Origin of the sequence: Pseudomonas flavescens, assembly GCF_013408425.1 — a bacterium.
Lineage (GTDB): Bacteria > Pseudomonadota > Gammaproteobacteria > Pseudomonadales > Pseudomonadaceae > Aquipseudomonas > Aquipseudomonas fulva_A.
Genome location: NZ_JACBYV010000001.1, coordinates 1,096,185 through 1,118,701 on the forward strand (window position 1 = coordinate 1,096,185; position 22,517 = coordinate 1,118,701).

General features: G+C 61.3%; 22 protein-coding genes and 4 tRNA genes. 14 read left to right on the top strand and 12 right to left on the bottom strand.

Going from position 1 to position 22,517, the window contains the following annotated elements; genetic code table 11:
- Window positions 1-13 precede the first annotated feature (13 nt).
- From FHR27_RS04755 to FHR27_RS04765, 3 genes are all read right to left on the bottom strand, one after another.
- The gene (locus FHR27_RS04755; RefSeq protein WP_179537954.1) at window positions 14-769 is read right to left on the bottom strand and encodes a CPBP family intramembrane glutamic endopeptidase; all 756 of its coding nucleotides are present in this window, start codon (window positions 767-769) and stop codon (window positions 14-16) included.
- 44 nt (window positions 770-813) lie between these two features.
- Entirely contained in the window at window positions 814-981 is a 168-nt protein-coding gene (locus tag FHR27_RS04760; RefSeq protein WP_179537955.1) for a DUF2897 family protein, read from the bottom strand.
- A gap of 152 nt (window positions 982-1,133) precedes the next feature.
- Entirely contained in the window at window positions 1,134-2,480 is a 1,347-nt protein-coding gene (locus FHR27_RS04765; protein ID WP_042556673.1) for a class II 3-deoxy-7-phosphoheptulonate synthase, read from the bottom strand.
- Between the two features lie 167 nt (window positions 2,481-2,647).
- Between FHR27_RS04765 and FHR27_RS04770 the strand changes: the two genes are divergently transcribed.
- From FHR27_RS04770 to pabB, 4 genes are all read left to right on the top strand, one after another.
- Window positions 2,648-3,421 carry a spermidine synthase gene (locus tag FHR27_RS04770; RefSeq protein ID WP_218878450.1) on the top strand — a complete coding sequence of 258 codons (774 nt, stop codon included), beginning with the start codon at window positions 2,648-2,650 and terminating at the stop codon, window positions 3,419-3,421.
- A 56-nt stretch (window positions 3,422-3,477) separates the two neighbouring features.
- Complete coding sequence (locus FHR27_RS04775; RefSeq protein ID WP_179537956.1) at window positions 3,478-3,876, top strand: ester cyclase; 399 nt, start codon at window positions 3,478-3,480, stop codon at window positions 3,874-3,876.
- Window positions 3,877-4,200: 324 nt separating this feature from the next.
- Window positions 4,201-5,883, top strand: a complete 1,683-nt coding sequence (locus FHR27_RS04780; protein ID WP_444964374.1) for a DEAD/DEAH box helicase — start codon at window positions 4,201-4,203, stop codon at window positions 5,881-5,883.
- A 197-nt stretch (window positions 5,884-6,080) separates the two neighbouring features.
- A complete protein-coding gene (pabB, locus tag FHR27_RS04785; RefSeq protein WP_179537958.1) occupies window positions 6,081-7,433 on the top strand; it encodes an aminodeoxychorismate synthase component I in 1,353 nt (450 codons plus the stop codon).
- Here the strand turns inward: pabB and FHR27_RS04790 are convergent.
- The gene (locus FHR27_RS04790) at window positions 7,430-8,197 is read right to left on the bottom strand and encodes a DODA-type extradiol aromatic ring-opening family dioxygenase (protein ID WP_179537959.1); all 768 of its coding nucleotides are present in this window, start codon (window positions 8,195-8,197) and stop codon (window positions 7,430-7,432) included. The genes pabB and FHR27_RS04790 overlap by 4 nt on opposite strands.
- 106 nt (window positions 8,198-8,303) lie before the next feature.
- Here FHR27_RS04790 and FHR27_RS04795 point away from each other — a divergent pair, with 106 nt between their 5' ends.
- On the top strand, window positions 8,304-8,954 hold the full coding sequence (locus tag FHR27_RS04795; protein WP_179537960.1) for a thiopurine S-methyltransferase: 651 nt from the start codon (window positions 8,304-8,306) through the stop codon (window positions 8,952-8,954).
- Window positions 8,955-9,013: 59 nt separating this feature from the next.
- On the opposite strand, the gene FHR27_RS04800 is transcribed toward FHR27_RS04795, so the two are convergent.
- From FHR27_RS04800 to FHR27_RS04815, 4 genes are all read right to left on the bottom strand, one after another.
- Window positions 9,014-10,233 (bottom strand): IS3 family transposase gene (locus FHR27_RS04800; protein ID WP_179537961.1). Its coding sequence is split into 2 segments (ribosomal slippage): window positions 9,014-9,885 and window positions 9,885-10,233, totalling 1,221 coding nucleotides; the frame shifts between segments, so codons are not numbered across the junction.
- A gap of 104 nt (window positions 10,234-10,337) precedes the next feature.
- Window positions 10,338-11,210: a protease HtpX gene (htpX, locus tag FHR27_RS04805; protein WP_042556667.1), complete on the bottom strand. Its 873-nt coding sequence runs from the start codon at window positions 11,208-11,210 to the stop codon at window positions 10,338-10,340.
- Window positions 11,211-11,436: 226 nt separating this feature from the next.
- Window positions 11,437-11,883, bottom strand: a complete 447-nt coding sequence (locus FHR27_RS04810) for a hypothetical protein (protein WP_042556666.1) — start codon at window positions 11,881-11,883, stop codon at window positions 11,437-11,439.
- Window positions 11,884-11,904: 21 nt separating this feature from the next.
- Window positions 11,905-13,116, bottom strand: a complete 1,212-nt coding sequence (locus FHR27_RS04815; RefSeq protein WP_042556665.1) for a pyridoxal phosphate-dependent aminotransferase — start codon at window positions 13,114-13,116, stop codon at window positions 11,905-11,907.
- A gap of 147 nt (window positions 13,117-13,263) precedes the next feature.
- On the opposite strand from FHR27_RS04815, the gene msrB reads away from it, so the two are divergent.
- From msrB to FHR27_RS04830, 3 genes are all read left to right on the top strand, one after another.
- Window positions 13,264-13,662 (top strand): peptide-methionine (R)-S-oxide reductase MsrB, encoded by a 399-nt coding sequence (gene msrB, locus FHR27_RS04820; protein WP_042556664.1) that lies wholly within the window; start codon window positions 13,264-13,266, stop codon window positions 13,660-13,662.
- A gap of 116 nt (window positions 13,663-13,778) precedes the next feature.
- Entirely contained in the window at window positions 13,779-14,267 is a 489-nt protein-coding gene (locus FHR27_RS04825; protein WP_042556663.1) for a glutathione peroxidase, read from the top strand.
- Window positions 14,260-14,712: a MarR family winged helix-turn-helix transcriptional regulator gene (locus FHR27_RS04830; RefSeq protein ID WP_179537962.1), complete on the top strand. Its 453-nt coding sequence runs from the start codon at window positions 14,260-14,262 to the stop codon at window positions 14,710-14,712. Before FHR27_RS04825 ends, FHR27_RS04830 begins: the two co-directional genes overlap by 8 nt.
- Before the next feature lie 4 nt (window positions 14,713-14,716).
- On the opposite strand, the gene FHR27_RS04835 is transcribed toward FHR27_RS04830, so the two are convergent.
- Window positions 14,717-17,026: a hybrid sensor histidine kinase/response regulator gene (locus tag FHR27_RS04835; RefSeq protein WP_179537963.1), complete on the bottom strand. Its 2,310-nt coding sequence runs from the start codon at window positions 17,024-17,026 to the stop codon at window positions 14,717-14,719.
- 99 nt (window positions 17,027-17,125) lie between these two features.
- Here FHR27_RS04835 and FHR27_RS04840 point away from each other — a divergent pair, with 99 nt between their 5' ends.
- Entirely contained in the window at window positions 17,126-18,016 is an 891-nt protein-coding gene (locus FHR27_RS04840) for an ATP-binding protein (protein ID WP_179537964.1), read from the top strand.
- On the top strand, window positions 18,013-18,495 hold the full coding sequence (locus tag FHR27_RS04845) for a GAF domain-containing protein (protein ID WP_179537965.1): 483 nt from the start codon (window positions 18,013-18,015) through the stop codon (window positions 18,493-18,495). Before FHR27_RS04840 ends, FHR27_RS04845 begins: the two co-directional genes overlap by 4 nt.
- A 9-nt stretch (window positions 18,496-18,504) precedes the next feature.
- On the opposite strand, the gene FHR27_RS04850 is transcribed toward FHR27_RS04845, so the two are convergent.
- A complete protein-coding gene (locus FHR27_RS04850; RefSeq protein WP_179537966.1) occupies window positions 18,505-19,275 on the bottom strand; it encodes a hypothetical protein in 771 nt (256 codons plus the stop codon).
- Window positions 19,276-19,650: 375 nt separating this feature from the next.
- On the opposite strand from FHR27_RS04850, the gene FHR27_RS04855 reads away from it, so the two are divergent.
- From FHR27_RS04855 to FHR27_RS04870, 4 genes are all read left to right on the top strand, one after another.
- Window positions 19,651-19,726, top strand: a tRNA-Glu gene (locus tag FHR27_RS04855).
- A 27-nt stretch (window positions 19,727-19,753) separates the two neighbouring features.
- Window positions 19,754-19,829 (top strand) — tRNA-Gly (locus FHR27_RS04860).
- A 47-nt stretch (window positions 19,830-19,876) separates the two neighbouring features.
- Window positions 19,877-19,952 (top strand) — tRNA-Glu (locus FHR27_RS04865).
- Between the two features lie 10 nt (window positions 19,953-19,962).
- Window positions 19,963-20,038, top strand: a tRNA-Gly gene (locus tag FHR27_RS04870).
- Window positions 20,039-20,906: 868 nt separating this feature from the next.
- On the opposite strand, the gene FHR27_RS04875 is transcribed toward FHR27_RS04870, so the two are convergent.
- Both FHR27_RS04875 and FHR27_RS04880 read right to left on the bottom strand, forming a co-directional pair.
- Entirely contained in the window at window positions 20,907-21,242 is a 336-nt protein-coding gene (locus FHR27_RS04875; protein ID WP_179537967.1) for an isochorismate lyase, read from the bottom strand.
- A gap of 85 nt (window positions 21,243-21,327) precedes the next feature.
- Window positions 21,328-22,506, bottom strand: coding sequence for a histidine decarboxylase (locus tag FHR27_RS04880; RefSeq protein WP_042556656.1), 1,179 nt, complete (start codon window positions 22,504-22,506; stop codon window positions 21,328-21,330).
- Window positions 22,507-22,517 lie beyond the last annotated feature (11 nt).

The window sequence follows — 22,517 nt, forward strand, 5'->3', positions numbered from 1 at the left end:
CCGGCCGTGGCGGTCAGCCGATACGCAGCGGGTAGCTCAGCAGCGTGAAGTGCAGCAGGTTGACCAGGCCATGCAACGCGATGGCCACGCTCAGCCGGCCGGTCAGGTGAAACACCACGCCGTAGCCGAGCCCGGCGACGGTCGCCACCACGGCGAACCAGGGGCTGAAGGGAATGTGTGCAGCGCCGAACAGCAGGGAGGCGCAGAGAATCCCCGGCCAGGTACCCAGCCATTCGACCAGACGTCTCTGCAGCAGGCCGCGAAACAGCAACTCCTCTGCCAATACGGCCACGCCGAGGTTGATGATCAGCCAGGGCCAGAGCATGTCGGGCCACTTCGGCTGCCAGCCCACCACGCTCAGCGACAATGCCAGACCGGGGACCGCCAGCAGCGTCACCGCATACACGGGCACGGCCAGCATCGGCTTGTCGCCGTGTCGCGGGGGCTGGCCGAGCCACCAGGCGAGCAGGGTGCAACCCACCAGCAGTTTGTCCCACGAAAGGCGCAGCAGGTAGGGCGGTGCGTCACTGCTGATCCGCTCGGGCTCGCCCAGGACCCAGGGGGCGAAGCCGGGCAGCAGGTGCGCGGCCAGCAACAGGCTGGCAATCATCACCAGGCTGTCCCGGATCCTCGCAGGCAGGTGGTTGGGGGCAAGTACCAGGGCGATGAACAGGCAGGCGACTAACAGGCCCGCAGGCTCGATGAAGCCCAGGGTTACGCCGGTGGCGAGGGGGCAAAGCGGCAATAGCAGTCGAAGAGATAAGGGCATTGCGCCTCCTGAGCGGAGACGCAGTTTACAGCGCTCGGATGGGATCAGCGATCCTGAGCGTCCTTGGCATCCTGCTCGACGTTGCGCTCGCGGATGCGTTTCAGTTGCTCGTCGCTGAGTGGCAGTTTCTTCGCCGTATCACGCAGCATGAACAGGCCACCGACGATGGAGCCGATCGCCACAATCAGGATCAACCAGGCATACCAGGGCATGTGCGACTCCTTCTATGGATAGGTGAGCCTCGGTGTCGATCGGCTCTGTACAGAAGACCGTCTGTCGGTTGTCTTCGTTCAGGTTAAAGCAGCGTCAGGCGGGCTGATGACGGTGAATCAATGTGGCCTGACCCACCGTTGCCCCTGCCGCGCTAGCGGCGGACCTGTTTCAGCGTCTCGGCAATCATGAACGCCAGTTCCAGAGACTGATCGGCGTTCATCCGCGGGTCGCAATGGGTGTGATAACGGTCCGACAGACCGGCTTCGGTGATCGGCTTGGCACCGCCGATGCACTCGGTGACGTCCTGGCCGGTCATCTCGATATGGATGCCGCCCGCATAGCTGCCCTCGGCGTGGTGGACAGCGAAGAACTGACGAACCTCGGCGAGAATCTGCGCGAAGTCGCGGGTCTTGTAGCCGCTCGATGCCTTGATGGTGTTGCCGTGCATCGGGTCGCTGCTCCACAGTACCTGGCGGCCCTCGCGCTGCACGGTGCGGATCAGGCGTGGCAGGCCGGCTTCGACCTTGTCGGCGCCCATGCGTACGATCAGGTTGAGGCGACCTGGGTCGTTGTCCGGGTTGAGGATGTCGATCAGGCGGATCAGGTCCTCGTCGGTCATGCTCGGGCCAACCTTGACGCCGATGGGGTTACCCACGCCGCGCAGGAATTCGACATGGGCGCCGTCCACCTGGCGGGTGCGATCGCCGATCCACAGCATGTGTGCCGAGCAGTCGTAGAAGCCGCCAGTCAGGCTGTCGCGGCGTACGAAGGCTTCTTCGTAGTTGAGCAGCAGGGCTTCGTGGGCGGTGAAGAAGCTGGTTTCGCGAACCTGCGCCGCGCCGTCCATGCCGCAGGCGCGCATGAACGCCAGGGTCTCGTCGATGCGATCGGCCAGCTGGTGATACTTCTGAGCCAGTGCCGAGTTGGCGATGAAGTCCAGGTTCCACTGGTGGACCTGATGCAGGTCGGCGAAGCCGCCCTGGGCGAAGGCGCGCAACAGGTTCAGTGAGGCAGTGGACTGGTGATAGGCCTGCAGCAGGCGCTGAGGGTCGGGAGCACGGCTGACCGGATCGAAGCCGATGCCGTTGACGATATCGCCACGGTAGGCGGGCAGGGTGACGCCGTCGATGGTTTCGTCATTGGCCGAACGCGGCTTGGCGAACTGGCCGGCCATGCGCCCGACTTTGACCACCGGGCAGCCAGCTGCGAACGTCATGACGATGGCCATCTGCAGCAGCACCTTGAAGGTGTCGCGGATCTTCGCCGCACTGAACTCGGCGAAGCTCTCCGCGCAATCGCCGCCCTGCAGCAGGAACGCCCGGCCCTGGGTCACCTCGGCGAACTGCTTGCGCAGTTCCCGCGCCTCGCCGGCGAACACCAGCGGCGGGAAGCTGGCCAGGGTCTGCTCGACCTTGCTCAGTTGCGCGGCATCCGGGTAGACAGGTTGTTGCTGGATGGCTTTGCCTCTCCAGCTATCGGGGCTCCAGGGCTGACTCATGGCGGCATCTCTTGTTGGTGATCGGCCATGGTAACCGATCGCCGGGTGTGCCAAGGCGCGCTGAGGCTATCGTCAGGCATTTATCGCGTGACCTGAGTGCGCGCGATCATCGACAATCGATGCCAGCCCGGCCTGAGCCGGGGAACGCGATGGTGGAGAATCTGCGTATGCCTGGCTTGCCTCCGGTGGAGGAAATGAAGGACGAGGTCGTGCTGGCCGAGGTGCACGACGCCTTTGGCGTTATCCGCGTGGTGGAAATCGGCGAATACCGCTTTCTCGAGTTCGGGGAGTCGATCGAGCAGAGCTGTGTGTTCAGTGCCGATCCAAGCTGGCTGGAGTACGACTACACCCGCGCCATGTTCGCTGGCGCGCTGTGCCACGAGGCACCGGAGACTGCGTTGTTCCTTGGCCTGGGGGCCGGCAACCTGACCCAGGCGTGCCTGAAGTTCCTGCCGCTCGACGATGTCGAAACCATCGAGCTGCGCCCCGATGTGCCACGCCTGGCCATGGAATACCTGGGATTGGAGGACGACCCGCGCCTGACCATGCGCATCGGTGATGCCATGGAGCTGCTGCCCAGTGCGGAGAGTGCCGACCTGATCTTCGTCGATCTCTATACCGACACCGGTCCGGGTGTCGGTCATCTGGCCTGGCGCTTTCTCGATGACTGCCGCGCCAAGCTCAACCCGGGCGGCTGGTTGATCATCAACCAGTGGGCCGGTGACGACGGCAAGCCGCTGGGTGCTGCGCTGCTGCGTGGCCTCTATCACCGGCATTACTGGGAGTGCCCGGTGATCGAGGGCAACGTGGTGGTGCTGGTGCCCGCCGAGCTGGACCAGCAATTCGACCGCGAGGCAGTGAGCCGCCGCGCCGAAGCCTTGCAGGCGCGCCTGGGTTATTCGCTGCAGCCATTGATCGATGCCGTGCGCATGGCCAGCTGAATCAGGAATTAACCGGCGTATGCACTGTCAGTAAACCATTCTGACGGAGTATTACCATGAGTGAGCAAGACCTTGCGGCGGTGTACCGCGCCTATATCGACTGCCTGAATCGTCAGGACTGGGCGAACCTGGGGAATTTCGTTCACGACGACGCGGTGCACAACGGTCGTCGCCTGGGCCTCACCGGCTACCGAGAGATGCTCGAGCGCGACTTTCAGGAAATCCCCGATCTGCGCTTCAACATCCGTTTGCTGACTTGCGAAGAATCGACCATCGGCAGTCGCCTGGATTTTCATTGCGCACCGAAAGGCCGCTTTCTCGATCTGCCAGTCAATGGTCGCAAAGTTTCCTTCAGCGAAAACGTGTTCTACGCGTTTCGCGACGGAAAGATCGCCGAAGTCTGGTCGGTGGTGGATAAAGCCGCCATCGAGGCGCAATTGACGAGCAGGGTCTGACCACCGGCAATACGGCCCGTGGCACAATGCCGCAGGTTGTCTGACGGGCCGCAATGGACTGTTTATTGTGTGAAAAAACGCACACGTCTATATGAATTCCGGTATAGTACGCGCCGGCCAATTCATGGCCACGTTCAAGTAGTGCAACTCGCCCGGAAGCTATTTTCGGCAGCCAGTCCGCCATGCGGGCTATCTTGACGATTCACTTTTCACCACGTTTTCGCAAATCCCCGCCGACATGGCTGCCAGGGTGACCCACAAGGTCCTACATGGCATGTGCAGCTTTGGAACATGGGTCTTTGCGGATGCACTAGAGGCAGACCCATGACCCAGGAAACCGGCGGCTTCGCCGCACTCGGCCTTCACGCCAATATTCTCTCCGCCCTGACCGCCGTCGGCTACGAAGAGCCTTCGCCCATCCAGTACCAGGCCATTCCGGTGATTCTCTCCGGCCAGGACATGATCGGCCAGGCTCAGACCGGTACCGGCAAGACCGCAGCGTTCGCGCTGCCGATTCTGTCGAAAATCGATCCGGCCAAGCGCGAGCCCCAGGCGCTGATTCTGGCGCCGACCCGCGAGCTGGCTTTGCAGGTCGCCACCGCGTTTGAAACCTACTCCAAGCAGATGCCCGGCCTCAACGTGGTCGCCGTCTACGGTGGTGCGCCTATGGGCCCGCAACTCAAGGCCATCCGCCAGGGCGCGCAGGTTATCGTTGCCACCCCGGGCCGTCTGGTCGACCACCTGCGTCGCGACGAGAAAGTGCTGTCGACCATCCAGTACCTGGTGCTCGATGAAGCGGACGAAATGCTCAAGCTGGGCTTCATGGATGACCTCGAAGTGATCTTCGAAGCCATGCCGAAAAGCCGCCAGAGCGTGCTGTTCTCCGCGACCCTGCCGCACTCGATCCGCGCCATCGCTGAAAAGCACCTGCGTGATCCGCAGCACATCAAGATCGCGGCCAAGACGCAGACCGTTTCGCGTATCGAGCAGGCGCATCTGATGATCCATGCCGATCAGAAGACCAACGCCGTACTGCGCTTGCTGGAAGTCGAAGAATTCGACGCGCTGATCGCCTTCGTGCGTACCAAGCAGGCGACGCTGGATCTGGCCGCTGCGCTGGAAGCCAAAGGCTACAAGGCTGCCGCCCTGAATGGTGACATCGCCCAGAACCAGCGCGAGCGCGTGATCGAGTCCCTCAAGGATGGCCGTCTGGACATCGTCGTCGCTACCGACGTCGCTGCCCGTGGTATCGACGTGCCGCGTATCACCCACGTATTCAACGTCGACATGCCGTACGACCCCGAGTCCTACGTGCACCGTATCGGTCGTACCGGCCGTGCCGGTCGCGAAGGTCGTGCGCTGCTGCTGGTAACGCCGCGCGAGCGTCGCATGCTGCAGGTAATCGAGCGAGTAACGGGTCAGAAGGTTGGTGAAGTCAAACTGCCAAACGGCCAGCAGGTTCTCGATGCGCGCATCAAGAAGCTCACCAATGGCCTGGCGCCGCTGGTTGCCGATGCCGAGGCCAGCCATGGTGAGCTGCTCGATCGCCTGACCGCTGACATCGGCTGCACGCCACGTGCCCTGGCCGCTGCGCTGCTGAAAAAGGCCACCAATGGTCAGCCTCTGGATCTGGCCAGCGTCGAGCGCGAGCAGCCGCTGGTGCCGGGCGTTGGTGGTGCTCCGCGTGAGCGTCGCGAGCGTGAAGGCGAGCGCAGTGGTGAGCGTAGCGATCCCCGCGAGCGCCGGGCGCCGATGCCGCTGGGCGAAGGTCGTGCGCGTTGCCGTACCGCGCTGGGTGCGCGTGATGGCATCGCTGCCAAGAACCTGCTGGGCGCTATCCTCAACGAAGGTGGTCTGGCTCGTGAAGCGATCGGTCGGATCCAGATCCGCGAGAGCTTCAGCCTGGTCGAGCTGCCGGAAGATGGCCTCGAGCGTCTGCTGAGCAAGCTCAAGGACACCCGTGTTGCCGGCAAGCCGCTGAAGCTGCGTCGTTATCGCGAAGACTGATCCGCGATGCTGTAGAACTCGGGGGAGCCATTGGCTCCCCCGAGTCGTTTCCGGGCCTCGAAAAGCTCGTTCAGCCAGGCGCTGGAAGCCAGGGCCTGTTGCCGCTGTGGCGCGGTCGTGCTGAAACGGCAACAGACCCTAGGACTATCCCCTCGGCGGCTCTACAATCGGCCGTCCTTGTCCGTGTGATGCATTGAATGCCTACCTGTCTCGTCCACTCCCTGCCGTATCAGGCAGATCCCGCCGCTTATTTCGAACGGGTGCGCCAGGCACCGGGTGCGGTGTTGCTGGATTCCGGTCGGCCGATCGCGTCGCGTGGGCGTTACGACCTGCTCAGCGCCTGGCCTCAGGCGACGCTGAGCGCGGAGGAGGGTGAGTCAGGCATGGACTTCTTCGCGCGCCTGCGCGAGGGGCTGGCGGCTCTGGGTGAGGCCGAGCTACCGGCCGGGCTCGAGTTGCCGTTCGCGGGTGGCCTGCTCGGTTACCTCGGCTATGATTTCGGTCGTCGCATCGAGGCGCTGCCCGAGCAGGCCAGGGATGACCTGGGTCTTGGCGATGCCGTATTCGGCTTGTACCCCTGGGCATTGATCAGCGACCACCATGCACAGACCAGTCAACTGGTGTTTCACCCATCGCTCTCCAGCAGCGAGCAGGCGCGCTTGCTCGCCCTGTTCCGGTGCACGCCACCAGTCGCGTCGCAAGAGGCGCCATTCGCCTTGCTTGGGCCCTTCCAGGCCGACATCGAGGCACATGAGTACGCCAGTGCCATCGCCCGCATTCATGCTTATATCGCTTCCGGTGACTGCTATCAGGTCAACTTCGCCCAGCGCTTTCGTGCCAGCTACCAGGGTGAGCCCTGGCAGGCCTACCGCGCCCTGCGCCAGGCCTGCCCGACGCCGTTTTCCGGCTACCTGACGCTGGCAGATGGCGGTGCGGTGCTGAGCCTCTCGCCCGAGCGCTTCATTCGGGTCAGCAAGGGGCAGGTGGAAACCCGACCGATCAAGGGGACTCAGCCCCGTGGGCGCAGCGATCAGGAGGATGCGGACAATGCCCGCGCCTTGCTCGAAAGCCCCAAGGACCGCGCCGAGAACCTGATGATCGTCGATCTGCTGCGCAACGACCTGGGGCGCAGTTGCCGGATCGGCTCGGTGCGCGTGCCCGAGCTGTTCGCACTGGAGAGCTACCCGAACGTGCATCATCTGGTCAGTGCGGTGACCGGTGAGCTGGCTGCCGACAAGGATGTGCTGGACCTGTTGCTGGGCGCCTTTCCGGGCGGCTCCATCACCGGCGCGCCGAAGATTCGCGCGATGCAGATCATCGACGAGCTGGAGCCCACCCGGCGCGGTCTGTATTGCGGTTCGCTGCTCTATCTGGACGTGCGCGGCGAGATGGACAGCTCCATCGCCATCCGCAGCCTGCTGGCCAGGCACGGCACCATGAGTTGCTGGGGCGGTGGCGGTATCGTTGCCGACTCGGCCTGGCAGACCGAGTATCAGGAGTCGATTACCAAGGTGCAGGTCCTGCTCAGCACCCTGGAGCGCTTCTGCTAGGCGAAGCTGTAGATGTCCATGCCCAGCGCTCCGAGGGTGAAACCCTGGTGTTCGATCTGGCAGGTGCCGCCGGCACCGCGGGCGAAGAATAGCGGCAGCAGGTGCTCCTCGCTGGGGTGATTGCGACGGGCGTGAGGCGCTTGCTGGCGGTAGTCGAGCAGCGCCTGCAGGTCATCACGCTGCAGCTTGTCGACCACCCAGTCGCGAAACTCCGCAGCCCAGGGCGTCGCCTCTTCCGGAGCGGCACGCCAGTCCAGTTCGCCGAGGTTGTGAGTGATGCTGCCGGAACCGAGCAGCAGCACGTTCTGCTCACGCAGCCCGGCCAGCGCCTCGCCAACCTGCACCTGCAGGGCTGCGCCCTTGTGACTTGGCAGCGACACCTGCACCACCGGAATGTCCGCTTGCGGATACATCAGCGACAGCGGTACCCAACTGCCGTGGTCGAACGGCCGGCGCTCATCGGCACGGGCAGGCAGGCCGGCGGTCTTCAGGCGCTGCAGGATGTCCTCTGCCAGTTGCGGGTTGCCGGGCGCCGGGTATTGCACCTGATAGAGTTCCGGGGGAAAGCCGCCGAAGTCGTGCCAGGTTTGCGGTTGAGCCGCACTCATCACCAGCAATTCGGCACTTTCCCAGTGCGCCGATACCACCACGATGGCGCGTGGTTTCGGCAACTCCCCAGCAAGACGGCTGAGAGCAACGCCGCTGGCGCCTGGCTGCAGGGCAAGCATGGGTGATCCGTGGGAAATGAACAGGCTGGGTAACATGATGATCTCCTGAAGGTAGGATGATGATCTATCAGCTAGGCTGGGTGAACAACGGCTATTTGGTGGCTGTTTTTATCTGTTTTATCGATTGTTTCGTGGAGGCATCATGCAGGAAGCGTTCTGGCAAACGCGTTGGCAGAATAATCAGATCGGTTTTCATGCGGCCGAGGTCAACCCGTTCCTGCGCCGCTATTGGCCTGGTTTTACGGCAGCGGATGGCGCTCGGGTGCTGGTGCCCTTGTGTGGCAAAAGCCTGGATATGGTCTGGCTGGCCGAGCGGGGGCATCGGGTGATTGGCGTGGAGCTGGCACGCACCGCCGTCGAGGCATTCTTCGCCGAGCAGGGTCTGGACGCGACGGTCACTCAGGAGGGGGCATTTCGGGTTTACCGGCACGGAAGGATCGAGCTGTACTGTGGTGATTTCTTCGCGCTCGACAGCGAACAGCTCGCAGATTGTGCGCTGTTCTACGACCGCGCAGCTCTGATCGCCTTGCCAGCCGAGATGCGCGAGCGTTATGTCCGCCATCTGCAGAGCGTGCTGCCTGGAGGAAGCCAGGGGTTGCTGGTGACCCTGGACTACGATCAGTCGTTGATGAACGGGCCACCCTTTTCCGTCAGCGATGAGGAGGTGAGCGGCTGGTCCGGCAGTGTCTGGGATAGCCAACTGCTGGAAAGCCAGGACGCCATGGAGGAGCGATTCACTGCCCGAGGGCTCACTCGCATGGATGAGCGTGTCTATCGATTGCGGCTGCTCTGAGCGAATGGCATGTCTAGTCCTGAAATAGGTTTACACCGTTTCAGCTAGGTTTGCGGTACTCAAAATGCCCGATGCACCGCATCGGGCGTTTTGTATTTCAGGGCCAGATGCGGCCGCTCCGTGTTGTAGATCCTGACCGCCTCGCTAACCATTGATCTGGCCTGTTCTAGATCATTGGGGCTGCGTAGCAGCAGTTCGTTCTTCAGAATTCCATTGACCCGCTCCGCAAGCGCGTTCTGATAGCAGTCGTAGCCATCGGTCATCGAACACTGCACACCGTGGTATTTGTGCAGTGCCTGGTAGAGCGCTGAGCAATACTGGATTCCGCGATCAGAATGATGGACGAGTACCTGGTTACCCTGGCGTCTTTTTAGTGCTCGCCTGAAGGCAACCGCCACGGACTCTGCATGCAAGCCTTCATGGACGTGATGGCCGACGATCTTTCGGGAGTACGCATCCGTGACCAAGCTCAGATACAGCGGGCCGCCTCGGGCCGGCAGATAGGTGATATCCGCCACCCAAACATGGTCGGGCGCTGTCGCCGTAATCTGATCAGCTCCAGACTTGAGCAGGTTCGGATGCCGATAAAAACGATGAAAGCTCTGCGTGGTCTTGTGATACGCGCGCTTGGGCAGTACCAGCAGGCGGTGTTCGGCCAATATCTTGAATAGCCGGTCGCGCCCGACCTTCAGGCTGTCATTGGGTTGGCGGTGCAGAAGGTAATGTAACTTGCGCGTGCCGATCCTTGGCTGGCGAAGCCTTAACCGCTGGACATAACACGCGATCAGCTCATTCTGTATAGCGCGCTGATCAGCAACACGGTTGTGCTTGTAATAAGCCTGGCGACTGATGGATAGAAACTGGCAAGCCCTGACGATGCTCAGCCCTTGGGCTTGCCCTTGCGAGATGACTTGCCGGGTCGCTTTTTTACGATCGAAACACCGTAATCCTTCTTCAGCACGTCGACCACAGCTTCAAAGAACTGTGCCTTCTGGCTCATGAACTGCAGTTGCTGCTCCAGATCCTTGATGCGTTGCTCGGGCGTCAGGTCTTTGGGATCGGTCACGATCTGGCTCCTGCCGGCTCGAATCGAGGCCCCCTGACTCCAATCCTGCCGACCATGCTTACGCAACCATACCAAAACAGTGGACTTGCCCTGAATGCCATACCGGTCCTGAGCCTGTTTATAGGTCAGCTCGCCTTTTTCGATCTGATCGACCACCGACAATTTAAAAGTCAGCGAGTAATCACGCTGCGTACGTTTAGCACCTTGCTCCATTGAGTTCTCCAGATTCTCGGGCAGAAGGTGTAAACCTTATTCAGGACGGGACAGCAGGCACAAAAAAGGCGACCTCGCGGTCGCCTTTTTCGTTCGCGTCGCTATCAGCCCAGGCGGCGCAGGGCTTCGATGCGATCTTCCAGCTTGGGGTGGGTCATCAGCAGGCCGGCCAGGCCGTTCTTCAGGCCACCATTGATACCGAAAGCGGTCAGGCTGTCAGGCATCTGTACAGGAACGCCCTGTTCGGCGCGCAGGCGCTGCAGCGCAGCGATCATGGCACCGGTGCCGGCCAGTCGGGCGCCAGCTTCGTCCGCCTTGTATTCGCGCTTACGCGAGAACCACATGACGATGATGCTGGCCAGGATGCCCAGTACCAGCTCGGCGAAGATGGTCGCCACGAAGTAACCGATACCGTGACCGCCTTCGTTCTTGAGGATCGCCTTGTCGACGAAGTTGCCGAAGATGCGGGCGAAGAACATCACGAAGGTGTTCACCACGCCCTGGATCAGCGCCAGGGTAACCATGTCGCCATTGGCGACGTGGCCGATTTCGTGGGCCAGTACGGCTTTCACTTCATCGGGCGAGAAGCGCTCGAGCAGGCCTTGGCTGACGGCGACCAGTGCATCGTTCTTGTTCCAGCCGGTGGCGAACGCGTTGGACTCGTAGGCCGGGAAGATACCCACTTCCGGCATCTTGATGCCGGCTTCGCGGGACAGCTCTTCGACGGTCTGCAGCAGCCACTGTTCATGGCGCGTGCGGGGTTGAGTGATGATCTCGGTGCCGGTGCTCATCTTCGCCATCCATTTGGACAGGAAGAGCGAGATCAGCGAGCCGGCGAAACCGAAGACGGCGCAGAAAATCAGCAGGCTGCCGTGGTTCTGGCCGGTAAAGCGATCAACCCCCAGCAGTTTGAGGGTGATGCTGGCGATGACCAGCACCGCCAAGTTGGTAGCCAGGAACAACATAATGCGCATCATGGTGTGAAACGACTCCTCACGGGAAATACAGGCTCGATACGGCGGCTATATAAGGGCTCGCCCTGTGGCTATTCAACCGAGTGACTATTTCAAACTGTGTCGCACGGCCCCTGTCAGGGACCACTGCGCAGCAGGGGGACAGCTGCTTAGATGGGGTTTTTCCGGTTTATTTCAATCGAGGCCGAGAAAAACCGCGTTTATTGCGGTTTTCCCGGCACCTCTGCCGCTAGGAGCGGGGCGCTGCAGCGCGCTGTTCGAAGAGCTGGCGGGTCAGTCGCGCAATCCGTTCACCATGTTGCTGAGCCAGGGCTTCACGCAGTTGAAAGGCCAGGGTAGCCATCACCCGGTGTACTGCCGGAGGAGGCACCTCGCCATCGGGCAGGGCGTGGGGGAGGCTGCGCGACAGACGCAGGAAGCCTTTTTCCGTCAGGACCGCCTGGTCGACGGCGTCGTAGCCGATAGTCGACTCGTAACGCAGGTAACCCTCGTCGGCGAGCCACAGCAGAGCGTCCAGGCAGGCCTGGTGGCGTTTGCTCGGCAGGCCGAACTCATCCGGCTCCTCGCGGCCGATCAGGTCTTCCACGTACAACGCGGCCTTGCGCGGGAATACCTGATACAGCGCCAGCAGACCGCTGGCGGCGTCCTTGTAGAAGTCGTCTATCTGCAGGTCCATGGCTCTCGGTCCCCGATGCCGTTACTGGCGATAGGTCTTGAGGAAGCTGCCGATTCGGCCGATCGCCTGCTCCAGGTCATCGACGCGGGGCAGGGTGACGACCCGGAAGTGGTCCGGCCACGGCCAGTTGAACGCGGTGCCCTGAACCACCAGCAGTTTCTCGGAGAGCAGCAGGTCGAGCACGAACTTCTCGTCGTTGTGGATCGGACAGATCTTGGGGTCGATCTTCGGGAAGGCATACAGCGCGCCCATGGGTTTGACGCAACTGACACCCGGAATGTCATTGAGCAGTTCCCAGGTACGGTTGCGCTGTTCCAGCAGACGGCCGTTGGGCAGTACCAGGTCATTGATGCTCTGGTAGCCACCGAGGGCGGTCTGGATCGCATGCTGGCTCGGCACGTTGGCGCACAGGCGCATGTTGGCGAGTATATCCAGGCCTTCGATATAGCTGGTGGCGCGGTGCTTGGGCCCGGAAATGGCTACCCAGCCCGAGCGGAAGCCGGCCACGCGATAGGACTTGGAGAGGCCGTTGAAGGTCAGGCAGAGCACGTCCGGCGCCAGGGAGGCGGTGCAGATGTGCTGGGCTTCGTCATAGAGAATCTTGTCGTAGATCTCGTCGGAGAACACCACCAGGTTGTGCTGGCGCGCCAGCTCGACGATGTCCAGCAGTACTTCCCGAGAGTAGACCGCACCGGTGGGGTTGTTCGGGTTGATCAGCACCAGGGCCTTGGTGTTCGGGGTGATCTTGGCGCGCATGTCGGCGATGTCCGGAAACCAGCCGGCCTGTTCGTCGCACAGGTAGTGCACCGGGTTACCACCGGAAAGGGCCACGGCAGCGGTCCACAGCGGGTAATCCGGGGCCGGGATCAGCACTTCGTCGCCGTTGTTGAGCAGTGCCTGCATGGCCATGACGATCAGCTCGGATACGCCGTTGCCGAGGTAGACGTCCTCGATACCGATGCCTTCCACCTGCTTCTGCTGGTAGTACTGCATCACCGCCTTGCGCGCGCTGAACAGGCCCTTGGAGTCGCTGTAGCCCTGTGCAGTAGGCAGATTGCGGATCACATCCTGGAGAATTTCATCGGGTGCTTCGAAACCGAAGGGGGCCGGGTTGCCGATGTTCAGCTTGAGAATGCGCTGGCCTTCTTCTTCCAGACGCTTGGCGTGCTTGAGCACCGGACCGCGAATGTCATAGCAGACGTTGGCGAGCTTGTTGGATTTGCTGACCTGCATGGTGAAGAATCCCGAATCGAAGAGGTGCGGCCTTCAGCGGGCCGAGGCGGCGGCGAGCCGTGGCGGGTTGAGGTGTCGAATCATACGTGTCAGCCTGAGTCGGGCAAAGATACAGATAGGGCTTTTTTATCCCGAGGAGGACGGCCTGTGAGCAAGCTCGAAAAACCACTGGAAACCTGGCGCGAGGAGTTGTCGGACACGCAGTTCAACGTCTGCCGGCTGGGCGGCACGGAACGTCCGTTCACCGGGGAGTACCACGACAGCAAGGTGCCTGGCGTCTACCAGTGCGTGTGCTGCGGCACGCCACTGTTCGACTCCGATGCCAAGTTCGATTCCGGCTGCGGCTGGCCGAGTTATTTCCAGCCGCTGAACGCCGAGGTCATCACCGAGCTGGAAGACTTCAGCCACGGCATGCACCGTATCGAAGTGCGCTGCAGCAACTGTGACGCTCACCTGGGACACGTATTTCCCGATGGCCCGCGCCCGACCGGGTTGCGTTATTGCATCAACTCGGTGTCGCTCAAGCACGTGCCACGCCAGGCGTAGAGCGCGAGTCATCATTCGGCCCGCTTATGACGGGCCTTGTTTTTGAGCAATTGAATTGTGTGCAATTCAATTGCTGACTATTCTTCTCGCTCCTTTACCCCGGCGAGCCCGCACCCATGACCCAAGACCTGTTGGCGATACCCTGCATCACGATCAGCGGCGAGCGTAAGAGCCTGGCGGATTTCGGCGCCAAGGCGATTCTGGTGGTCAACACCGCCAGCCAGTGCGGCTTCACACCGCAGTATCAGGGCCTGGAAAGCCTCTGGAAGCAGTACGCCGACAAAGGGCTGGTGGTGCTGGGGTTTCCCTGCAATCAGTTCGGCAAGCAGGAGCCGGGTGACGAGAAGGCGATCTCCAGCTTCTGCGAGCTGAATTTCGGCGTCAGTTTCCCGCTGTTTCGCAAGATCGAGGTCAATGGTGATGGCGCGCACCCGCTGTACGTGCAGCTCAAGCGCGAGGCGCCCGGCCTGCTGGGCACGCAACGCATCAAATGGAATTTCACCAAGTTCCTGATCAGTGGCGATGGCCGCCAGGTGAAACGCTACGCGCCCACCACCAAGCCCCAGGCGCTGAGCGCTGCCATCGAAGCGCTGCTCGATGGATGAACTGCAACTCGATCAGCAGCTGTGTTTCAAGCTGTATGCCGCTTCCCGCATGGTGGTGCGTGCCTACAAGCCGATGCTCGACAGGTTGCAACTGACGTATCCCCAGTATCTGGCCATGTTGGTGCTCTGGGAGTGGGATGCAACGCCGCCTGAGCAACCGACGGTGAAGGCTCTTGGCGAACGCTTGCTGCTCGACTCCGGCACCCTGACGCCTCTGCTCAAGCGCCTGCAGCAAGCCGGCCTGGTGCAGCGTCGACGTAGTGCCGAGGATGAGCGCGAAGTGCATCTGGGACTCAGCGCCGCTGGGCGCGAGTTGCGCGCCCAAGTGCCAGAACTGAAGCGCGAACTGCTCTGCGAACACGCTGTCGACAGCGCGGAACTGGAGCCGCTGCGCGCGCAACTGGATCAGTTGCTGCAGCGCATGCGCAGTCTTCAGGTGCCTTGAACCGTCAGGCTGGCAGCCACTTGTCGAGCAGGCCGAGCAGCTCTTCGCGACGGAAGGGCTTGGCCAGGTAATCGCTCATGCCCGCTGCCAGGCAGCGCTCGCGCTCTTCGGAAAGCGCGTTGGCGGTCAGGGCGATGATCGGCAGATGCTGCCAGGCGGGGTTGGCGCGAATGCGTCGGCTGGCTTCGTAGCCGTCCATGATCGGCATGTTGCAATCCATCAGCACCAGATCGACGGTCTCCTCCTGCAGTCGTTCCAGTGCCTGCTCGCCGTTGTTGGCCAGCGTCACGTCGATGCCCTGCTTGCTGAGCATGCCTTTGGCCACCAATTGGTTGACCGGGTTGTCCTCGACCAGCAATACACGCGCCTGCTTGCGTGGCGCCGCGGCAGGTGCCTGTGAGCCTGCCGGGTTCTCGGCGGGCTCCTGCAGGGCGTGGCCGAGCGCCTGTAGCAGGTGCTGGCGGGTCAGGGGCCTGGCGACCTGCTCCAGCGGCGATAGCGCGATGGCCTGTTCGGTGTCGAGAAAGCTGCCGTAGGCAGTCACCAGAATGATCGGCGTCGCCGTGCGCTGGCGCAGGCGCTTCATGCAGCTCGGGCAGTCGCTGATCAGCACGTCGGCATCGATGTCACTGGCCTGTTCGGCACTGTCCAGGCGCCGGTAATCCAGGCCCCAGCTTTCCACCAGGGTGGGCAGCAGTTCGGCGAGGCCGGTGTCGGCTGCGCAGATCGCCAGTACACGCCCAGATAGCCGAGGTGCTGTTGGCGCCGCCTGCAGGCTCGGCAGTGGCAGCGTTGCGGTGAAGCGGCTGCCGCTGCCAGGCGTGGATTGCAGTTCCAGCTGGCCTTGCATGGCTTCGCATAGGCGTCGGGTCAGCGCCAGGCCCAGGCCTGTGCCGCCGAATTGCCGGGTGATGTCCGCGCCTGCCTGGGTGAAGGGTTGAAAGATACGTGCCTGGGCATCGGCGGCGATGCCGATGCCGGTGTCACAGACCTCGATGCGAACCCGCTCCGCCTCCGCGCTGATGCGGATATCGACGCGGCCCTCACGGGTGAACTTCAGGGCATTGGACAGCAGGTTGCTGATGATCTGCCTCACCCGCGTCGGGTCGCCGAGCAACTGGGCAGGCAGGTTCGGGTCGATCAGGCAGGTCAGCTCCACGCCGGGCAGGGCATTCTGCGATAGCAGGCTCGCGGTACCTTCCACCAGTGCGCCTGGGTCGAAGGCGATGCGTTCCAGTTCCAGCTGCCCGGCCTCGAATTTCGACAGGTCGAGAATATCGTTGAGCAGGTCGACCAGCACCTTGCCGGAATCATGGGCGATCGACAGTTGCTGGCGCTGCTCGCTGCCCAATGGACCTTCCAGAGACAGTGCCAGCATGCCCAGCAGGCCGTTCAGCGGGGTACGGATCTCATGGCTCATGTTGGCCAGAAAAATGGAGCGTGCCTGGGCCATGGCCAGGGCGTCGTGCCGGGCTTGCTCGAGCTCTTCGTTGGAGCGGCTGAGGCGGCTGTTGGCGGCCTTCAGCTCGACTGTGCGGGCGGAAACGATGGCTTCCAGTTCGCCCAGGTAGTCGGTCAGGCGGTCTTCGGCGTTGCGTCGATGCTCGATCTCGGTGGCGATGCTGGCGAACTGGCGGTTGGCGACATCCACTAGCACGCCGATCTCGTCGCGCTCGTGGCCGGGCGGGCAGGGCAGGCGGGTGCGATCCGGGGTGCGCAGGTCGCGATCGGCGAGCGCCTGGATTACTTGGTTCAGTGGCTTGGTCAGCATGAAATAGAACAGCACCAGCAGAATCACCGACAGCAGCAGGCTGCGGGTAAAACCATTGACCAGGGTCAGCAGCGAGCGCTTGAGGAAGTTGCTGCCGAATGCGTAGGTGTCGATGTCCAGTTGCAGCATGCCCAGTTGTTCGTCAGGCGCATGCTCGACCGACAGGCGAGTTTCGAAATGGCGGCTGTTGCCGAACAGGAAGTCGCTGAAGATTCGATAGTTGCTTTCCGCCGGGGGCTGCGTGGTGCTGGCCAGGGATTCGCCATTGCTGTCGACGATGCGTGCGCCCGTCACGGCGGGCGAGCGTGACAGGCCTGCGACCAGCTCCTGTGCCAGTTCGGCGTCGATGTTGTAGGCGATACGCGCGGCAGGATTGTGGCTGATCTCCATCAGCGCACGAATCTCGCGGTTGATGGCGGCATCTTCGCTGGCATAATCGACGCCTATCTGCACCAGGCTGAGCAGCGTGCCAATGATGAACGCCACCATGACGGTGATACCGGCCTGTTTGAATGACAGCCGCTGTGTCAGTGGGATTTCCATATAAGGCGCTGTCTCGTTCCGATCGCTGCTCAAGCATAGTCGATATGGCCTGCTTTTCGGCACACCTGCCTCACATACTGATGATTCGAGGAACTGACCGTGGATTCCCGCTTGCTTGATTTTCTGCAACGTGCCGACAGCGTTCTGACACGTCTGGAGCCGTTGCTGCCTGCCACCCGCGAACCGCTGGACTGGGAGCGCAGCCTGGCCGCTCGCTGGCAGCGTGAAGGACGCGGCGGCTATCTGCAGCCGTTGAAGGTGAGCTTGGACATGAGCCTCAGCGATTTGATCGGTGTCGACACCCAGCGCGAGCAACTGGCGCGCAATACCCGCCAGTTCGTTCAGGGTATGCCGGCCAACCACGCGCTGCTGTGGGGCGCTCGCGGTACCGGAAAATCGTCACTGGTACGCGCGCTGCTGGCCGAACATGCCAGCGCCGGGCTGCGCCTGATCGAGATCGAGCGTGATCACCTGGCCGATCTGCCGCGTGTGGTGGAGCAACTGATGAAACTGCCGCAGCGTTTCATCCTGTTCTGCGATGACCTGTCGTTCGAGGCGGGCGAGGGCGATTACCGGGTGCTCAAGAGCGTGCTCGACGGTTCCCTGGAGCGCTCGCCGGAGAACGTGCTGCTGTACGCCACCTCCAACCGTCGCCACCTGGTGCCGGAGCGCGAGAGTGACAACGCCAATACCAAGGTCGTCGATGGCGAGTTGCACCCGAACGAGGCGGTCGAGGACAAGATCGCGCTGTCGGATCGTTTTGGTTTGTGGTTGTCCTTCTATCCCTTTACCCAGCAGCATTACCTAGATGTGGTGCGCCACTGGATCGAGGTTCAGGCGGCGGAGAACGGCCTGCAGTGGCAGTGGAACGAGGATCTGGAAAAGCTTGCCGTGCGCTGGGCGACCGGGCGTGGCAATCGCAACGGCCGTTGTGCCTATCAATTCGCCCGCCAGTGGGTGGGCCTGCAACTGCTGGAGACGTCGCGATGATCGATTTGAGTGAAAGTGGTGCCGGCCTCGACGGCTACCCGCTGTTGACCGCCCAATTGGAGGCGCTGCTGAGTGGCGAGCGGGATTTCATCGCCAATGCTGCGCAGTTCAGCGCCTTCGTCTTCCACGAGTTCGAAGGGCTCAACTGGGCCGGCTTCTATCTGGTCAAGAGCGATGAACTTGTGCTGGGGCCATTCCAGGGCAAGGTCGCCTGCGTGCGCATCCCGTTCGGCCGCGGCGTATGCGGCGCTGCGGCGGCATCGCTGCAAACCCAGCGGGTCGAGGACGTGCATGCCTTCGCCGGGCATATCGCCTGCGACAGTGCGTCAAACAGCGAGCTGGTCGTGCCGTTGATCAAGGACGGCCGGCTGATCGGTGTGCTGGACCTGGACAGCCCGCTGATCGGTCGCTTCAGCGAGGCAGACCAGCGCGGTATCGAAGGCCTTGCGGCTGTGCTGCTACAGGCGAGTGATTGCTGAGGGGAGGCGCTAGTCGTACAGCGCCTTCTTCTTCCAGTCACCATCGCCTTCCAGTGATTTCAGCCCTTCGTTGAGCTCGCTGGACTCGTCGCCTTCCTGCCGCTCCGGGCTGACCAGCGTGGCGTTTACGCGCGCCAACTGTTTCTGGAACTGCGCCAACTGTGCCTGGTAGCGTGCGGTGTCGGCCTGCTTCTGCAGGAACTGCACACCGCGCTCCAGAGCGAGGCGTGCATGGCCGTTCTGTTGCTGCTGCAGCGCCTGACGGGCCTGATTGCCGTACAGCTCTATATAGAGCTGGGCCAGCATGTGGCGAGTTTCCTGTGCCCAGTGCTTGGCCTCATCGACCGGTAACAGACCGGTCTGCGCCGCCTTGGTGATCTGGCCATGCAGGGCTTCCAGTTGAGCGCGAACCAGTTTGGCGCGTTCATCATCGGTCACCGGGAAGGGCGCGTTGCGAACGGCGATGGCTTCGCCCTGGCCAATGAACTTGCGCAGTTCCTCGGCCATGGCGGCATAGGCCGCATCCTTCTTGTCGACTTCCAGCAGGCGTTCGGCGAAGTGCAACTGCAGGCGGCTGAGCAGCAGTTTCAGCTCCGGGTTCATCAGTTGGCCGGCGAACTGCTCGTTGAGATCGGCGATACGCCGGTAGCGCTCGCCCAGGTCCGCCTTGAGGCGTGCCTTCTTGCGCTTGTTGTTTTCGGCCAGTTGATTCAGATAGGCGATGAGCACCAGCAAGGTGATGCCAGCTACTATCGCCATGGTAATCATCAACGAGGACATCGTTTTAACCTCTAGAGCGCCTTTCGACACGAGTGTAGTGCTTAGTTGAGTAGGCTCCTAGCGGTGATTGCGCCGAGCCAGGGGAGCAGCGCAGACCCTGTGGCCATAGCCCGTAGGCAAGCCGAGCCGCCGATCATTCGCATTGTGGGCCACTTGCCAGCATGGCAGCAACACGCTTGACTGCCATCCTCTATAGGGACTGCTGGCAAGAAGGGGCCACGGCTCTCTCCGGGTGGCTGAAATCCCGGGTGAAGTCGTTGATTTTAAAAATATTTATTTGAGAGGTTGACGACCGTTGAAAGGCTCCATAGAATGCGCGCCACTTCCACGGTAATGCTGAAAAGCACAACGAGGAAGCCGGAAATTCCGGGCAACGTCCCCTTCGTCTAGTGGCCTAGGACACCGCCCTTTCACGGCGGTAACAGGGGTTCGAGTCCCCTAGGGGACGCCACTTCGAAAAGAAGTGGAAGCAACAAATGCGGGAATAGCTCAGTTGGTAGAGCACGACCTTGCCAAGGTCGGGGTCGCGAGTTCGAGTCTCGTTTCCCGCTCCAGATTCTGGATTCAGCTTGGCGGCTGGATCGTTGAAAAAAAGTTCCAGGTCCCCTTCGTCTAGTGGCCTAGGACACCGCCCTTTCACGGCGGTAACAGGGGTTCGAGTCCCCTAGGGGACGCCAATTTGTAAATGCGGGAATAGCTCAGTTGGTAGAGCACGACCTTGCCAAGGTCGGGGTCGCGAGTTCGAGTCTCGTTTCCCGCTCCAATTTATGACATGCAGGTGTCCGTTTGAGTCTGTAAGTCATTGAAAAAAGGACCTTCGGGTCCTTTTTTCGTTCCAGATACGGCCGCTGGAATCTACCTGCCTTGCGGGCTTTTCAGTCCATTTCTCAGTCTATAAAAAACGGAGTTTGAGGTTCCGCATTCTTGCTGGGGTGGCGGTTCTAGGGCCTACCCCAGACTCCTCAGGTTAGGCGCTGGAACATGGCGCTATCGGACATGGCCGTTCGCCGGGTCAGGGCAAGCAACCGGCAAGGACTGCACCCTTGGCGAAATCGATCGCCTCTCCCAGGAAGTCGTACGGTCATGATCCGCATCGTGAGTGGCTTACTTTTCGGGGTGGTGGGTAAGTACTGGTCGATATGACCCCATGCAAACATTGCCTCGGTGGTGGGGGCTCCGGAGAAATGCTAAACGGTGTCTACGGCGCGTCGAGACCCTGATGTGCTCAACTTCGGCCGCATACTGCTAGGTGATCTCAGCGATTAGGCCGTGCGTATTCAAAGTGTGTTGCCGGGCGCAACGTCGACTTGGTTCTGGGATCGCCAACTGCGCGACACGCAAGACTGGCCCCAGCACTATGTCTGTGACCGATGCAATCAATGAGGCTCTGGTCGGGCTGGGCCGGAGCGAGCAGGCGATCATCCCTGGCTTCCATGAGTCCGAGACCTGAGGTCACTGGGAGGCTGATCGGCGCAGTCTGGCGCCGAAATTCGGCATTGCCGGCGGACAACTTGGTATGTACCCGCAACGACGCGTGAAGTTCACGCAGGGCCAATCGCCGACCGTATTGGCTTTGACTATCTTTTTTAATGCTGTGGAGTGGAGATTGCCGATCCTTGGTGGCCTCTGTTTCAGCGACTAGACGTCAGGCCTGTCGGGGTGGAGTGGGTTTCCCGCCAGTGCAAAATCTGCTGCTGGATGTTCCAGTGGATGATTTGCTCGAAGAGCTTCTCGGCAAAAGCCACATCAAACTCTGCAGCAGCCGCCCATTGGCGGCGGTCTTCAAGCATCGTAACGACTCTCTCGGGCGCCGGAATGGCTTGTTCATTAGCTTTGAACTCGATGGCGGCCTTCACGTAGCCTAGGCGCTGCTTCAGGGCTTGAAGAATCTGCTGGTCAAAAAAATCGATGCCGGCCCTGATGTCATTCAGACTTTCACAGGCGTCAGGTGTTTTAAGTTGCGACATGGTGCTTGTCTCTAAAGGTGATGGTTAGTGCCCTGCTGCAGATAACGTCAAGGTGCGGGCAGATGACCGTTGGGTCGCTCGAAAGTCAGCGCCTGTTCTCTGCGTTTCGGGTATTTACGCCCCGGTATCGCCAGGTATCTGTTTGGAATTCGGTGATGATCTCGTCGATCAGGGCGTCGATCATCACGCTGTCATGATGGTGTGGCGTTGTGATCAGGTGCGCGAAGTCTCCGGATGTTGCCAGGCAATACTTTTTCGCTAGCCTCTCTGACGGGCACGGGAACACCACGGTAATGGAGTTCTCGTTGCGCCAGGCATCGATGCTCGCAGCCTGAAACCGGTCCACTGCGTACTGTGCCTGTTCCAGGCAGTGGTGGATCCGCCGGCGCCAGTCGGCAAACGAGTGGCTGCGCAGCGCAGCCCACATCATCAGTGGCGTATGACCGTTGCGCGAACCACTGATGGTTTTGTCATGTGCCAGGATGTAGTCGACCTCCACGGAGATACGCTCAACGTTCTTACGCTTGGCCACGACGATCCCGCAAGGAATCGGTGAGCCAATGATTTTGTGCCCGGAGACGCAGATCGAATCTATGCCATCGGCGAAGGAGAAGGGCTGCGGGTGGTCCACGAAAGGCAGGATCATCCCGCTCAGCGCTGCGTCCGCATGTAGGTAATAGTCGCGGCGGGCAATGCCGGCCAGTTGCAGGTGTTGCTGGATGGTGGCGATGTTGTCAACGGCTCCACGCATCGTAGTGCCGATGTTGGCGAAGATGATCGGGTGACGCTCCTGGTCAGCGACGATCTTGACCATCAAGTCGTCATAGTCGATTTCACCATTGGGCTGCGATTCGACTGCGCGGCATTTGATGCGCAGCAACTTGACGATTTTTGCCACCGAGTAATGGGTGTCTTTGGAGTAATACAGCGTGCCGTCCGGGAACAGTTCGCGTGCCAGGTAGCAGCCGAACATATTGCCTTCAGTACCGCCATTGGTGACGTAGCCCCAGCTATTTTCGCGTGCAATATCGAACAGCTCGGCGAAATACGTCATGACGTCTTTTTCAAAGTCGAACGAGTTCAACAAGTAGTTGCTGTACTCGTTCCAGTCCCCGCAGTTATTGATCGAGAACTGAAGGAAACGGTGTATCTGAGAGTAGTCAAAATCGGCTGATTCGGGGTAGCCGATATTGAAGTACTGGTTGGTCACGCAATGCTGCCAGAAGCGTTCAAGTCGGCTTTGGTCTGCCGAGGATAAAGTCATGTCTAACTCCT

What these genes read in the sequence shown, in the direction of transcription:
- FHR27_RS04875 (WP_179537967.1), bottom strand. Translation starts at nt 21,242, where the DNA reads ATGTCGCAACTTAAAACACCTGACGCCTGTGAAAGTCTGAATGACATC.
- FHR27_RS04815 (WP_042556665.1), bottom strand. Translation starts at nt 13,116, where the DNA reads ATGCAGGTCAGCAAATCCAACAAGCTCGCCAACGTCTGCTATGACATT.
- FHR27_RS04795 (WP_179537960.1), top strand. Translation starts at nt 8,304, where the DNA reads ATGCAGGAAGCGTTCTGGCAAACGCGTTGGCAGAATAATCAGATCGGT.
- FHR27_RS04880 (WP_042556656.1), bottom strand. Translation starts at nt 22,506, where the DNA reads ATGACTTTATCCTCGGCAGACCAAAGCCGACTTGAACGCTTCTGGCAG.
- FHR27_RS04835 (WP_179537963.1), bottom strand. Translation starts at nt 17,026, where the DNA reads ATGGAAATCCCACTGACACAGCGGCTGTCATTCAAACAGGCCGGTATC.
- FHR27_RS04775 (WP_179537956.1), top strand. Translation starts at nt 3,478, where the DNA reads ATGAGTGAGCAAGACCTTGCGGCGGTGTACCGCGCCTATATCGACTGC.
- FHR27_RS04770 (WP_218878450.1), top strand. Translation starts at nt 2,648, where the DNA reads ATGCCTGGCTTGCCTCCGGTGGAGGAAATGAAGGACGAGGTCGTGCTG.
- FHR27_RS04850 (WP_179537966.1), bottom strand. Translation starts at nt 19,275, where the DNA reads ATGTCCTCGTTGATGATTACCATGGCGATAGTAGCTGGCATCACCTTG.
- FHR27_RS04760 (WP_179537955.1), bottom strand. Translation starts at nt 981, where the DNA reads ATGCCCTGGTATGCCTGGTTGATCCTGATTGTGGCGATCGGCTCCATC.
- FHR27_RS04830 (WP_179537962.1), top strand. Translation starts at nt 14,260, where the DNA reads ATGGATGAACTGCAACTCGATCAGCAGCTGTGTTTCAAGCTGTATGCC.
- FHR27_RS04780 (WP_444964374.1), top strand. Translation starts at nt 4,201, where the DNA reads ATGACCCAGGAAACCGGCGGCTTCGCCGCACTCGGCCTTCACGCCAAT.
- FHR27_RS04790 (WP_179537959.1), bottom strand. Translation starts at nt 8,197, where the DNA reads ATGTTACCCAGCCTGTTCATTTCCCACGGATCACCCATGCTTGCCCTG.
- FHR27_RS04845 (WP_179537965.1), top strand. Translation starts at nt 18,013, where the DNA reads ATGATCGATTTGAGTGAAAGTGGTGCCGGCCTCGACGGCTACCCGCTG.
- FHR27_RS04765 (WP_042556673.1), bottom strand. Translation starts at nt 2,480, where the DNA reads ATGAGTCAGCCCTGGAGCCCCGATAGCTGGAGAGGCAAAGCCATCCAG.
- FHR27_RS04755 (WP_179537954.1), bottom strand. Translation starts at nt 769, where the DNA reads ATGCCCTTATCTCTTCGACTGCTATTGCCGCTTTGCCCCCTCGCCACC.
- FHR27_RS04825 (WP_042556663.1), top strand. Translation starts at nt 13,779, where the DNA reads ATGACCCAAGACCTGTTGGCGATACCCTGCATCACGATCAGCGGCGAG.
- FHR27_RS04810 (WP_042556666.1), bottom strand. Translation starts at nt 11,883, where the DNA reads ATGGACCTGCAGATAGACGACTTCTACAAGGACGCCGCCAGCGGTCTG.
- pabB (WP_179537958.1), top strand. Translation starts at nt 6,081, where the DNA reads ATGCCTACCTGTCTCGTCCACTCCCTGCCGTATCAGGCAGATCCCGCC.
- htpX (WP_042556667.1), bottom strand. Translation starts at nt 11,210, where the DNA reads ATGATGCGCATTATGTTGTTCCTGGCTACCAACTTGGCGGTGCTGGTC.